At 41.5% G+C, this 12740-nt stretch carries 12 protein-coding genes; 1 reads left to right on the forward strand and 11 read right to left on the reverse strand.

Features of this window, described 5'->3' with window-relative positions:
- Window positions 1-113: 113 nt before the first annotated feature.
- Entirely contained in the window at window positions 114-710 is a 597-nt protein-coding gene (recR, locus tag P8P68_RS04345; RefSeq protein WP_000966747.1) for a recombination mediator RecR, read from the reverse strand.
- Window positions 711-720: 10 nt separating this feature from the next.
- Entirely contained in the window at window positions 721-2763 is a 2043-nt protein-coding gene (gene pbp2b / locus P8P68_RS04350) for a penicillin-binding protein PBP2B (RefSeq protein WP_278276258.1), read from the reverse strand.
- Between the two features lie 256 nt (window positions 2764-3019).
- On the opposite strand from pbp2b, the gene P8P68_RS04355 reads away from it, so the two are divergent.
- The gene (locus tag P8P68_RS04355; RefSeq protein WP_071851247.1) at window positions 3020-3871 is read left to right on the forward strand and encodes a MurR/RpiR family transcriptional regulator; all 852 of its coding nucleotides are present in this window, start codon (window positions 3020-3022) and stop codon (window positions 3869-3871) included.
- A gap of 135 nt (window positions 3872-4006) precedes the next feature.
- Here P8P68_RS04355 and P8P68_RS04360 read toward each other — a convergent pair whose 3' ends face one another.
- The 9 genes from P8P68_RS04360 to P8P68_RS04400 all read right to left on the reverse strand — a co-directional run bounded on the left by P8P68_RS04360 (window position 4007) and on the right by P8P68_RS04400 (window position 12670).
- Window positions 4007-4771, reverse strand: a complete 765-nt coding sequence (locus P8P68_RS04360) for a class I SAM-dependent methyltransferase (RefSeq protein ID WP_278276259.1) — start codon at window positions 4769-4771, stop codon at window positions 4007-4009.
- Between the two features lie 319 nt (window positions 4772-5090).
- On the reverse strand, window positions 5091-5975 hold the full coding sequence (locus tag P8P68_RS04365; RefSeq protein ID WP_049478457.1) for an ROK family protein: 885 nt from the start codon (window positions 5973-5975) through the stop codon (window positions 5091-5093).
- Window positions 5976-5992: 17 nt separating this feature from the next.
- Window positions 5993-6910 carry a dihydrodipicolinate synthase family protein gene (locus P8P68_RS04370; RefSeq protein ID WP_278276260.1) on the reverse strand — a complete coding sequence of 306 codons (918 nt, stop codon included), beginning with the start codon at window positions 6908-6910 and terminating at the stop codon, window positions 5993-5995.
- A gap of 170 nt (window positions 6911-7080) precedes the next feature.
- On the reverse strand, window positions 7081-7725 hold the full coding sequence (locus P8P68_RS04375; RefSeq protein WP_278276261.1) for a DUF624 domain-containing protein: 645 nt from the start codon (window positions 7723-7725) through the stop codon (window positions 7081-7083).
- Window positions 7726-7745: 20 nt separating this feature from the next.
- A complete protein-coding gene (locus tag P8P68_RS04380; RefSeq protein ID WP_061852575.1) occupies window positions 7746-8198 on the reverse strand; it encodes a YhcH/YjgK/YiaL family protein in 453 nt (150 codons plus the stop codon).
- 389 nt (window positions 8199-8587) lie between these two features.
- On the reverse strand, window positions 8588-9427 hold the full coding sequence (locus tag P8P68_RS04385; RefSeq protein ID WP_001183243.1) for a carbohydrate ABC transporter permease: 840 nt from the start codon (window positions 9425-9427) through the stop codon (window positions 8588-8590).
- Window positions 9428-9442: 15 nt separating this feature from the next.
- The gene (locus tag P8P68_RS04390) at window positions 9443-10309 is read right to left on the reverse strand and encodes a sugar ABC transporter permease (protein WP_161801140.1); all 867 of its coding nucleotides are present in this window, start codon (window positions 10307-10309) and stop codon (window positions 9443-9445) included.
- Between the two features lie 219 nt (window positions 10310-10528).
- Window positions 10529-11857, reverse strand: coding sequence for an ABC transporter substrate-binding protein (locus P8P68_RS04395; RefSeq protein WP_278276262.1), 1329 nt, complete (start codon window positions 11855-11857; stop codon window positions 10529-10531).
- A 114-nt stretch (window positions 11858-11971) separates the two neighbouring features.
- On the reverse strand, window positions 11972-12670 hold the full coding sequence (locus tag P8P68_RS04400; protein WP_001135658.1) for an N-acetylmannosamine-6-phosphate 2-epimerase: 699 nt from the start codon (window positions 12668-12670) through the stop codon (window positions 11972-11974).
- Between the last annotated feature and the right edge of the window lie 70 nt (window positions 12671-12740).

A 12740-nucleotide genomic window follows, 5' to 3' on the forward strand; every position in this document is an offset into this window, starting at 1 on the left:
GAAACTTGAACATGGTACTAGAATTTCAGAGAGATAAAAAGAGACCGTTAACATCAAATTCGGTCTCCTTGGTTTTTAACTAAATGAATTGAAGTTCGTAAATTTGTCTACTCCTACAACTCTGTCCGATTTTCAATGGCTCGTAAGAGTGTGACTTCGTCTGCATACTCGATATCTGCTCCCACGGCTAAACCTCGTGCTAGACGAGTGACCTTGATACCAGCTGGTTTGAGAAGTCGAGAGATATACATGGAGGTCGCCTCACCATCTGCTGTTGCATTGGTGGCTACGATAACCTCTGAAACTTCGCTATCCATGAGACGAGTCATGAGACTTTTGAGGTTTATGTCATCTGGGCTAATTCCATTCATAGGGGATATCAAACCGTGTAAAACATGGTAAAGTCCGTGGTATTCTTGGATGTTTTCCATAGCAGCAACATCTCGGCTATCCTCCAGAACCAGAATCGTAGACTGGTCACGGCTAGGATCGGTACAGATAGAACAAGGATCATCATCGGTCAAGCGTCCACAAATAGAGCAATAGGTCAATTCACGCTTGGCTGCAAGAAGATTTTTTGCAAATTCATTGACGTCATCATCCGACATCCCAATGGTATAAAAGGCCAGTCGAGTTGCTGTCTTAATCCCGATACCCGGAAGTTTAGAATAACTGTCAATCAGCTTAGCTATAGGTGTTGGGTAAAGCATGGCTTCCTTTCTAGTTCATTGGATGGTGTTGGTTGTATAGATTGATAATGTCGCGAGCAATCGAAGGTCCGACACCATTAGTTAGATTCGTATTATGCGGGAAAACAACTGCGACTGCAATCTGCGGATTATCGGTTGGCGCATAGGCTACGGCGTTGGTATTGTCGGAATTTTGGCCGCCATTGACGTAACTTTCGGCTGTACCGGTTTTTCCGCTGATGGAGACTGCTGCCCCATTTGAAAAGGCACGACCTGTCGTAAGAGCACTTGTCCCGTGCGATACTTGGTAAAATCCTTGTTGCAAGATAGACATGTCAGACTCAGAAATATTAATCTTATTCATTTCCGTGCTGTCATTTTGCTTAATGAGTTCTCCTAGACCGCCTTGTTCGTTGTTGTCGTAGACTCCTTCCACGATATGAGGAGCTAAGCGGACACCATTATTGGCAATCGTTGCTACATACTGAGCTAACTGCATCGGTGTGTAGTTATCAAACTGCCCAAAGGCATTATTTAGATAGTTGGCCAAATCGTAGTCTTTAGGAATAAAGCCTGTTGACTCATCTGGTAAATCGATCCCTGTTGACACGCCCAAACCATATTCACCAAAGGTTGAACGAAGTTTTCCCATGGCAGATTCAAGATTGTTGGTTCCTACTGTCATATTCGGCTGATAAGTTTGCCCCATGATGCCAAGAGCTGTCTGGACCATGTAGGTATTGGATGAATACTCCAAGGCCTCAACGGCTGTAATCGGGAAAGAACCGTAATAAGGGGTATACCAGGAATTGATCGGAGCAGAACCTTGGAAGACGATTGGTTGATCTGTCAGGGTTTGATTTCCTGACAAGACCCCATTTTCCCAACCAGAGCTAAGGGTTGCCGCCTTAACGACAGATCCTGGTACAAAGACATTGGTTATCGTTCCAAGCGAATCTGAACTTAATTCACCGGATTCGACATCATGCTTGACACCCGACATCGCTAGAACTGCACCGGTTTTAGGATTGAGGGCTACAGCGTAGACTCCTTCAGAGTATTTGGCTCCACCGTTACCCAACTCTGAGTTGAAGTAGCTCTTGAGTAGGTCGTCCACACCATTCTGGAAAGCTAGGTCAACCGTTAACTTGATGTTGTTTCCTTTGCTTCCTTCTTCGACATTTTCCACACTTTCCATATTTCCGTGTTTGTCGAGGTGGATTTCTTTGACGGAGCGTTTCCCTTGAAGAACATCTTCATATTGCTTTTCAAGATAGGAAGTTCCCACTCGGTCATTGAGAGAATACCCTTTTTTAAGATAGGCATCGACTTCCTCTGCTGGAAGACCTGATTTTTCACTTGATACACTACCGACGATTGTCGATAAAGAAGTATCTAGGACTTTTCTATCCCATGAGGTTGAAATACTGATACCTGGTAATTCCTTGGACGCTGATGCAACGAGAGCAACTTGGGTATCATCTAAGGCATCCGTAGAAATGGTACCCGTCGCAAAATTTTCAACGGCATTGAGCTGACTAAAGAGATAGATTTCCTTTTTCTGGTCATCTGTATAATTGAGTTGACTCACGTCAATACTTTCAACCGCATTATTGTAGAGAGTCGCTTCAGATAAGCGGTTCCCATCTGAATCTAGGCGTTTATCACTTGGCAAGGATTCGACTGTTTTTTTGTAAACGTCCTGGTCCGCCAAGTAGTAGTCTGCAATCTGACGGTCTGTCAGATTAGGGGAGGTCACATTCACATATGTGAGAAGTTTCTTGGCTGTTTCCTTCAATTCAGCTGCTGTCATTTTATTGTTTCGTGTGAAAGAAACAACCTGCTTGACAGTGTTTTCTACCAAGGGTTTCCCTGCCGCATCATAGATCTGTCCACGAGCTGAACTGGTTGTTACCCTTGTTTGGCTGGCTGAGGCCAATTTTGTTTCATAGAAATCTTTATTGAGCACCTGCATGTATAACAATCGACCAATAATGGCCATAAACAACAGGATAACAATGGCAAACAGTAAATTAAGCCGAATAGGAATCGAATGGCTATTAAATTTTCTCATACAACTAAGACTCTTTTCTAGAAAAATTTCCGATTTTCACCTTTATTTACATATAAAATAATAGAGCAAACAGGTGATGTTCAGTACATTTCATTGTACCATATTTTACGGAGAAACTCTTGGAAAAGTCGAAGCATTTTTTGACTTTTAACTGAAAATGCCTTTTTATTTGGTTATCCTATTTTCTATGATATAATGATAGTAATAGTTAGGAAAGCGTTAACTTTTAAGACTTTGACTCATAAAAAGGAGCCTCATGAACAAGCCAGATATCGCAACCATAATCGATCTCCATTTTGAAGAATTAACCGAGCTCGAGCAAGAAATCGCTCGCTATTTTTTACAAGCTGAAACGATCCAAGATGATCTCTCTTCTCAGCAAGTTACCCAGAAATTACATATCTCCCAAGCAGCCTTGACCCGCTTTGCCAAAAAGTGTGGTTTTACAGGCTACCGAGAGTTCGTCTTTCAATACCAGCATCAGGCTAGTAAACCGGACACTCATTCGCACAAACACAGTCCTTTGACCAAACGTGTTTTACGAAGCTACAGTATCATGCGAGAACAAACACAGGATTTGATCGACGAAGAACAACTGGAACGAGTTGCCCAATTAATCGATGACGCAGAACGAGTTTACTTTTTTGGAACGGGAAGTTCTGGTCTGATTGCCCGTGAGATGAAACTCCGTTTTATGCGATTAGGTGTGGTCTGTGAAGCTTTGACCGATCGGGATGGCTTTGCATGGACGACCAGTATCATGGATGAAAACTGTCTGGTACTTGGTTTTTCCCTATCAGGCACTACCCAATCCGTCCTCGATAGTTTGTTGGATGCCAAGGAAATGGGTGCCAAGACTATCCTCTTTACCAGCGCTCCAAACAAAAACAGTCAGGCCTACACCGAAACGGTCCTTGTCGCAAGTCATAGTCAATCTTCTTACATCCAGCGTATTTCCGCTCAACTCCCTATGCTCATTTTAATAGATTTGATTTATGCCTACTTTTTAGAAATCAATCGCGAGAGCAAGGAAAAAATCTTTAACAGCTATTGGGAAAATAAAAAGCTCAACGGCTATCGTAGACAAAAACGCGTTAGAAAATCCTAGTTTGGTTGAGCCAAACTAGGATTGTTTTGTTTTGAAATGATAATAGGCGCCCAGCATTCCTGCGGTATTTTGGTGATGGGCAAATTCTAATCATAAAATAAAACGAGCTATTCTCCAGAAGTACGTTCTATAAGTTTATAGTTTAATGCAAAGTGTAGCTATATAGTCATTTCCATAACGTGATAATCTATTTCTTTTATCACATGATTCATAAAAATCTATCATAGCGAGACCATTTTTCAGTTGTCCTCTAATCTGACTTTCTAAGGTATGGCTAAATTCATATCCATATTCTGAATTGATGATGATTTTGCCTTCCTCTTCAAGCTCTCTTGAATTAAAAGGGAGTGAAAACTTTAACAGTAATTCCTCATCGGGTTTATCCCATACAGTGTCAGCATCATACATGTAAATCCAAGGATTCATAAATCCAACCATTAACAAACCGCCCTTTTTCAATACGCGAGAGGCTTCTTTATACATGTTATCTAAATCTTCTATGTATACATTTGAAACCGGATTAAAAACAATATCAAAAGTTTCATTTTCAAATGGAAATGGTTTTGTCATATCGCTTTGAACAGTATTGATTTTTAAACCTTCTCTTTTAGCAACCAACTCATCTCTTTCTAATTGTGATTTCGAAAAATCCATAATGGTGACATCATAACCTTTTAGAGCAAAAACTGGTCCTTGCTGTCCACCACCACAAGCTAAGCCTAATATCTTTTTCCCGTTGGCTTTTTCAAACCATTCTTTGGGAACTTTTTTCCCAATCGTTAATGCAACTGAAATCGGGACTTTTCTAGCTTCTTCCAATTCTTCATGTGTCAATGGCTCAGTATAGGCATTTTTTACATTATTCCATCTATCTTCATTTAATTTTATATAATTACTCATCTTACAATCTCCTCGTAATTTTATAGTATTTCGATTTCAGGTGAATAGGTTGCCATTACATTTTTTCACCTCTACAAATTCTAATTTGTCAATTTTTCGTCCATCTCATTATATCATTTTTCCATTTACTCAAGCTAAATATCAATTTAATGGATGATAGAATTGCTCTCGCTTCAACCTTTCATACAAGATGCTTATTTTCTCCTAGTTTCTCACGATTACCTCCTTTGGCTTAAATTTTTCAATAAAAAAAGAATTAAGCAAAACAGTTTTCACTCAAGTAGTGATTAAGTGTTTTTCTTAATTCTATAGTTCCAAACTAGGATTGTTTTGTTTTGAAATGATAATAGGCTCCCAACATTCCTGCTGTGTTTTGGTGATGGGCAAATTCCAATCGTGTTTTTTCAGCTAGGCTTGGCACCAAGGCCGCCTTCAAGGCTGTGCGGATCTTCGGTTTGAGGATAGCCTCTTGCCCCATGATCCCGCCACCGAGAATGAGCACTTCTGGATTGGCAACGTAGCAAATATTTGCCAGACCTTTTCCTAAATAGTCTACCATGCGGTCAATACCAGCCATACAAATCTTGTTTCCTTCAGTAGCTTCCTTGAAAATGCGTCGGCCATTCCACTGATCAACTGGATCGCCATGAGCTGTTGCTACATATTCTACCAAGGCTGTCGTAGAAGCAAGATCCTGAAAAGCTCCATCCTGCATGTGCATGTAACCGACTTCGCAGGCCGAATTGCTAAATCCATGGAAAACCTTCCCATCCATAATCAAGCAACCACCGATACCTGTTCCAATGGTCAAGCAAAGTGTGACACTCGCTCCCTTGCCTGAACCAGATACTGCCTCAGCCAGACCTGCACAGTTGACATCATTTTCAATCTCACAAGGAATCGCAAAACTCGTCTCGATTTCCTTCTTGAACTGGGTTCCTGCATAGTTGGGAATCTGAGGACCAGCATAGAAAATCTCACCCTTATCTGGATCCACCATTCCTGCAGAAGAAATGGCAACACCTGCTACTGGGCCTTTTTCTAAATAGCTGGCTACGATATCTTTTGTCTTTTGTAAGATATGAGGTCCACCCTTATGCGCCTCGGTTGGCATTTCATGCGATTCAACAAGTTGGCCTTCTTGGTCAATCAAACCATATTTGATGTTGGTTCCACCGATATCAATTGCAACGTAGTGTGTCATAAATACCTCCTTATGAATTAGAGGAAGCGCTCCTTGGTTTCACGAATCAAGGCTGCAGCTGCTTCTACAACTGGTCGATCTTCTTCAGTCACTGGCGTCAATGGTGAACGAACTGATCCAATGTTAAGTCCTTCATTGATCTTCAAGACTTCTTTGATCACACCGTACATATTTCCATGTGCAGAAGTGAGCTTGCCAATGATTGCATTGATAGCGTATTGCAATTCACGCGCTGTTTCCAAGTCTTTCTCAGCAATCAACTCATTGAGTTTCAAGAAGAGTTCTGGCATCGCACCGTAAGTACCACCAATACCAGCTTTGGCACCCATGAGGCGTCCACCTAGGAACTGTTCATCTGGACCATTGAATACGATGTGGTCTTCTCCACCAAGGCTGACAAAGGTTTGGATATCTTGAACTGGCATAGAAGAGTTCTTAACACCGATAACACGAGGATTCTTCAACATTTCAGTGTAAAGGCTTGGAGTCAAAGCAACACCTGCCAATTGAGGAATATTGTAAATCACGTAGTCTGTGTTTGGAGCTGCAGCACTGATATCGTTCCAGTATTTGGCAACTGAGTATTCTGGCAAGCGGAAGTAAATCGGCGGAATCGTTGCAATGGCATCTACTCCCAAGCTTTCTGCGTGGCGAGCAAGTTCCATACTATCCTTTGTATTATTGCAAGCAACGTGAGCAATGATAGTCAATTTTCCTTTGGCAACTGCCATGACTTCTTCCAAAATCAACTTGCGGTCTGCCACACTTTGGTAGATACATTCACCAGAAGAACCGTTGACATAGAGACCTTGAACTCCCTTATCAATGAAGTATTGGACCAAGTCGCGCGTACGCTCTGGACTGACTTCTCCTTGATCATCATAACATGCGTAGAAGGCTGGAATGACACCTTCGTATTTTTTCAAATCTGACATAGATTTTCTCCTAAGATTTCTTTTTTTCTGCTGAGAGCAGTTCTATTTTTACAAGTTTAGTATACACCTTGTGAAAATCGCTTTCAATATCTTGTATACACTTAGATTTTAGTTTCTACTTGTATTTTAGAAACTGTAACGATTGAAAGTAGTTTCAGAAACAAGCCATCCTACTGGTATTTGGCGAAGATTTTCTCCATCAAACCTGCTTGGAGAAAGACTAGCAAACCAAAACCAAAGAGGATAAAGGCTGACCCACCCAAAAGGAGAGTGAAGGCGGATAGATAAAGAACCATCACAATGAGAAAGAGAGTGGCTAACATGAGGAAGAACCATGGAAAGTTAAAACTTGCTAGGATAAGCCCTTTTTGCAACACTTCTTTCCAAGACAAATCATAGCGCGCAGCAATGGGATAACTAGCCAGCATCACCAGAGTGAGGAAGATGAGAATCCCCAAACAAATAGCTTTCACAATCTGGAAAGGCAAAGCTGTCTGACCCCAGAAGAGATAGAGGTCTAGAAGGCTTAATGACACAATGCCCAACTCTAACAGACCTAACTGAAGCCCCAGTTTCAGATTTTGCTTGAAAGCTCTTAGATAAGTTCTAAAGACTGGTACCCGTCTGCTTCTCTTAATCTCAAACATGGTCTCATAAAGGCTGATTTTCGCCACTCCAATCGTCACGATGGGCAAACAAGAGACGACAAAAAGAAGATTGACTGTCACAATATCCAAGACCTTCTCACTGAAACGCATGAGAAAATTATCTGTATCAAATGCCGCCTTGATAAGGCTTACTCCTTTTTGTGCCATGTTTGCTCCTCCTGATTCTTTTAATCAATCAAAATTTTAAAGAGATATTTGCGAACCTTCTCTTCCATACCTGCATAGCCATTTGGCTGATGCGGTTCTCCTGGGAAGAAAATCGCAAAATTGTGATAGCCCAACAAGAGTGGGTATTTTTCATGACAATGGACAAAGCCAATGTCGCTCGCTCCGTCGAATGCTACTGCTTCGTCTTTGATACGTGAACCGTAGCTCGAATATTCATGTCCTTCTACCAGCAAGTGCAAGTCTGCATAGTTCTTATGGTGCTCAAACTGATCATTTTCAGCTTGATTGAGGACATTTTCCTGAACAACTAGAAAGACATTGTCCCCGTCAATCTCATACTTACCGAGTTCGAAAGAATCCTTACGGTGCTGGTAGAGATAGTCGATAGCCTTGTCTAGATTGGGATGGATTCCCTTGTAAAAGGTGATGTTTTTCAAATCGTCAAAAATCATACTGTTTCCTTCGTTTCTGATAGTTACTATTTTTCAGTTTCGAATTATCCTTTCTCTATTTCCCTGTAACAGTGCGGACGGAAGCAAATTCCTTCGGAATTTCATTCCTAATTTTTGAGCCTTTTGCTCTTTCATCGTCAGTCTCAAAAATTCCGTCTAAGATAAGCGTAAGATTCTTATCTTAGATACCACTAAAGCGGAAAATAGTTACCATAAAACGAACCTACTCTAACTAGTATCATGAAAAGAGTTTATTCTTAAGTTTATAAGTGTCTGACAAAACTTCACAAAGTAACTGCATACTCTCCATTTTGTAGACACTTATAACTCTATATTTCCATGGCATGTCAAGACCACTTCTGCAATCTTGATACACTAATTTACTTTTCTTAACCTTTGACCGCTCCCATAGTAATACCCTGAGTGAAGGATTTTTGGAAGACAAGGAAGACGGTTACGATTGGTACGGCTGCAAGAGCTGCACCCGCCATGATCAAACCATAGTTGGTTGCCATTTCGGCCTGCATGGTCGCAACCCCGAGTGAGATAGTCAAGTTTTGACGTGAAGTCAACATAACCAACTGCATAAAGTAGTCGTTCCAAGTATTGATGAAGGTAAAGATCGCAAGAGCTGCAAATCCTGGTTTCACGATAGGGAAGGCTACGCTCCAGAAGGTACGAATCTCACCACAACCGTCGATTTTAGCTGATTCAAGCAATTCTGTCGGGATGTTTTCACTGAACTGTTTCATGAGGAAGACCCCAAATGGCCATCCGATCAAAGGCAGTATAACTGCCCAAAGAGTATCGTGAATTCCCATGAAGTTGACGATACGTACCAATGGTACAAGGACAACTTGTTTTGGAAGCGCCATGGCAGCGATAAAGACTGCAAAGAGGATGCGTTGACCATAGAAACGTTTCTTAGCCAAGACATAACCTGCTAGAGAAGAGGTTGCACAGACTAAGAACATGGTTACCAGTGAGATAAATACAGAGTTCCACATCCACTGCATAGCAGGGTTTTGCACCATGAGTTGTTGGAAGTTCTCCATGGTTGGCATTTTAGGGAACCACTGTGGCGGAATCATAATGGTATCAGGCTGTGATTTGAAGGCCCCTGTCAAGATCCAGTAGAATGGAAAGATGAACAGTACGGTCAACAAGAGCAAGATAATCGTTGAAATAACAGTGAAAGCTGTTAAGGGTTTCTTTTGTGTAGGTTGCATAACTGTCTCCTTTCTTTAGTATTCTACGTCGTTTCCGAGGATCTTGAATTGAGCAAAGCTGACAATGGCAATCATCACTGCCAAGAAGACACCGATGGTATTTGCATAGCCGTACTCTGTCAATTGGAAGGCTTTTTCGTAAAGATAGTACATCAAGGTACTTGTTGAATAGTTTGGACCACCAGAAGTCAACAACTGAATCAAGGCGAAACATTGGAATGAGTTGATGGTTGTGATGATCGCGATGTAAAGAGTTGTTGGAAGAAGGCTAGGCCATTTGATTTTCCAGAAGACTTGAAATTCAGTCGCACCGTCAACACGCGCTGCTTCAACAAGTGAGTTGTCAATATTCCCCATAGCAGCGATATAAAGGATAATCGGTTGACCAACAGATGTTGTCAAAAGGATAATCATAATCGCTAGCAAAGCCCAGTTTTTGTCACCCAGCCAAGAAATGTTTTGGCTGATGATGTGGCTTGACTTAAGGACAAAGTTTAGAATCCCTGATAGTGGGTCATAGATCCATTTCCATACAACCGTTACGGCAACACTACCTGTAACTACAGGAAGGAAGAAGACGAAACGATAGAAAGAACGGGCAATGGCATTTTGATGATAGGTTTGAGATGCTACAAAGAGCGAGAAGAGAACCACAATCGGAACAGATCCAATAACCAGGATAACGGTATTGATCAAAGACTTCACAAAGACAGGGTCTTTAAACATGCGAATGTAGTTGTCCAAGCCCACAAACTCAAATTTAGTCATGGAGTAGTTAAAGAAACTTGTAATGAATCCCATAATCATAGGAGCCAAGACAAAGATGACAAAGAAGAATAACACTGGTGCTAGGAAAGCGTAGGAAATCACTGTTTCCCGCATACGAATTTTATTGACTTTCACAGTCGGCACCTCTCTTTCAAATAGAATAGTTTTTGATTTTCTTGAACTGTTTTAAAACCAAAATGAAATTTTTTAAGATTCGCTTATGTAAGAACTTCATTTTAATTTCGTGACAGTTCCTACCATTTCAAACAAAAGTCCCCCTTTTCTTACACCGTAGTGCACAGGGAAAAGGGGGGAATCAATCTGACTTAGTGCTTATTGTTTTGTAGCTTTTTTGATGGTTTCGTTAGCTTTTTCAGTGAAGGCTTTCAAAGCATCCGCTGGTTTTTCGTCACCATTTGATACAGATTGCAACATTGGGAACCAAAGTGTTCTCATTTCAGCAAATCCATCGATAGTGTTGTAGTATGGTGAGTAGTATTTAGTCCAGCCACTGATTGTTTCCATACGTTTGTCTTCATAAAGTTTGCCAAATGAAGTACGAACTGGGAAGGCACCTGTACGAACTACGTCTTTAGGACCCCATTCTTTGTCATCTGCGATGAATTGAACGAATTTCTTAGCAGCTGCGACTTTCTTATCGTCTTTGTTATTAAATACTGCAAATCCGTTTACAAGGTATTCAAGAGATGGTTTACCAGAGTCTGATGGGAATGGTACTTCTACCACTTCTACCTTACTTGCTTCCAAGAGTTTCGCTTGGATACCGTTTTGAGCTGGTGCCCAAAGGATTGTGTATGAAGTTTGACCGTTGGCAAAGTTTTGGATGTCTGCTCCACCGTCAAATTGTGAACCATTGTTCAACAAACCGTCTTTAATCCAGCTAGCCGCTTTTTCAAGACCTTTGACGAATTTAGGATCGTCTGTTGTATATTTGGTTACGTCTTTGTCTGTTACAGAACCGCCATAAAGGTTTGCAACGAAGGCACGTGTTCCTTGGTCTCCCCCTTGACCAGAACTGAACAATGAACCTGGTGTGTAGCCTTTATCTTTAAGCGCTTTCAAAACTTTTTCAAAGTCATCAGTTGTCCAACCTTCTTTTACAAGGTTTGCAACTCCAGCATCTTCCAACATTTTCTTGTTCATAGCCATGTAGAATGGAGCTGAACTGATTGGATACATGTAAGCTTTGTCTCCAGCCTTACTTGCTTGTACGATGTTTTCGTTGTTGACATCTTTGACGAATTCGTCTGTGAAGAGGTCGTTCAACTCAGCCAATTTACCGTTTTTACCGTACTGGATGATACGTCCTGGTGCGTCAAAGAGTACGTCTGGCGCTGTCCCTGCTTCGATGGCTGTTGTGATCTTTTCAGGACCTGACTTGAAGTCGATGGTTTCCAATTTCACTTTTACATCTGGATTTGCTTTTTCAAAAGCTTCGATGATTGATTTTTCATAAGTTCCAACACCGTCACCAGTTTTTTCTTGTGTGAAGACTGGGAATGCCCACCAAGTGATTTCTGTTTTCCCGCTATCGCTACTAGAGCTTCCAGCATCTTTACTTCCACCAGAGTTACCACAAGCCGCAAGGCCAAGAATCGCAGCACCCGCAAGTACTGTACAAGCTAGTTTTCTAAATTTCATTTGTATTCTCCTAATTGATAAGCGTATCCATATTGGATAATGAGCAAGTTTATATTTGTATACGTTTTCATTTTGTCCGACGCATCAACCACTCTCCTCTGTTTTGAGATTGTGTTATTTGAGACCGGCAACAAAGCGTTCCGTAATCTCTTTTGGTCTAGTGATAGCTCCACCAACAACGATACCTCGCACCCCATACTCAAGGATTTGTTTGGCTTGTTCTGGTGTATGAATTTTCCCTTCAGCGATGACATCCACTCCTGCTTCACAAAGTTTTTTGATTAGTTCAAAGTCTGGACCATCCACTTTCGGACTATAAGAGGTGTAACCTGATAGGGTTGTTCCAACAAAATCAATTCCTGCTTCAACTGCTGCTATACCCTCTTCAAACGTGCTAGTATCAGCCATTAAGAGTTGATGCGGATATTTTTCTTTGACTTGTCGGATAAAGTCCTGAATTTCCAAACCGTCGTAACGTTCGCGTTTGGTACAATCCAGAGCAATGACCTCGATGTCTAGTTCAGCCAGTTCATCAACTTCTCTCATCGTAGCTGTAATGAAAGGCTCCTGTGGCGGATAGTCACGTTTGATAATCCCGATAATCGGGAGTTTCGTAACCTCCTTAATCTCCTTGATATCGCGAACACTGTTTGCTCGGATACCGACTGCTCCACCTTGCTCAGCCGCTTTGACTAGCAAGGGAATGACTCCTCCCGCTTCTGTATAAAGCGGTTCGTGAGGAAGTGCCTGGCAAGAGACAATGATTCCATCTTTGATTTGTTCAATCAAGGCTTCTTTGCTGATCTGTGGCATCCTCTTTCCTCCCTTTCTTGTTCTTATGGGCTTATTATATATCATTTGTTAAGCGCTTTCAATAGCTTGT

The organism is Streptococcus sp. D7B5, assembly GCF_029691405.1.
Lineage (GTDB): Bacteria > Bacillota > Bacilli > Lactobacillales > Streptococcaceae > Streptococcus.

Coding starts and splice junctions, on each gene's coding strand:
- recR (WP_000966747.1), bottom strand. CDS start 710: ATGCTTTACCCAACACCTATAGCTAAGCTGATTGACAGTTATTCTAAA.
- pbp2b (WP_278276258.1), bottom strand. CDS start 2,763: ATGAGAAAATTTAATAGCCATTCGATTCCTATTCGGCTTAATTTACTG.
- P8P68_RS04355 (WP_071851247.1), top strand. CDS start 3,020: ATGAACAAGCCAGATATCGCAACCATAATCGATCTCCATTTTGAAGAA.
- P8P68_RS04360 (WP_278276259.1), bottom strand. CDS start 4,771: ATGAGTAATTATATAAAATTAAATGAAGATAGATGGAATAATGTAAAA.
- P8P68_RS04365 (WP_049478457.1), bottom strand. CDS start 5,975: ATGACACACTACGTTGCAATTGATATCGGTGGAACCAACATCAAATAT.
- P8P68_RS04370 (WP_278276260.1), bottom strand. CDS start 6,910: ATGTCAGATTTGAAAAAATACGAAGGTGTCATTCCAGCCTTCTACGCA.
- P8P68_RS04375 (WP_278276261.1), bottom strand. CDS start 7,725: ATGGCACAAAAAGGAGTAAGCCTTATCAAGGCGGCATTTGATACAGAT.
- P8P68_RS04380 (WP_061852575.1), bottom strand. CDS start 8,198: ATGATTTTTGACGATTTGAAAAACATCACCTTTTACAAGGGAATCCAT.
- P8P68_RS04385 (WP_001183243.1), bottom strand. CDS start 9,427: ATGCAACCTACACAAAAGAAACCCTTAACAGCTTTCACTGTTATTTCA.
- P8P68_RS04390 (WP_161801140.1), bottom strand. CDS start 10,309: ATGCGGGAAACAGTGATTTCCTACGCTTTCCTAGCACCAGTGTTATTC.
- P8P68_RS04395 (WP_278276262.1), bottom strand. CDS start 11,857: ATGAAATTTAGAAAACTAGCTTGTACAGTACTTGCGGGTGCTGCGATT.
- P8P68_RS04400 (WP_001135658.1), bottom strand. CDS start 12,670: ATGCCACAGATCAGCAAAGAAGCCTTGATTGAACAAATCAAAGATGGA.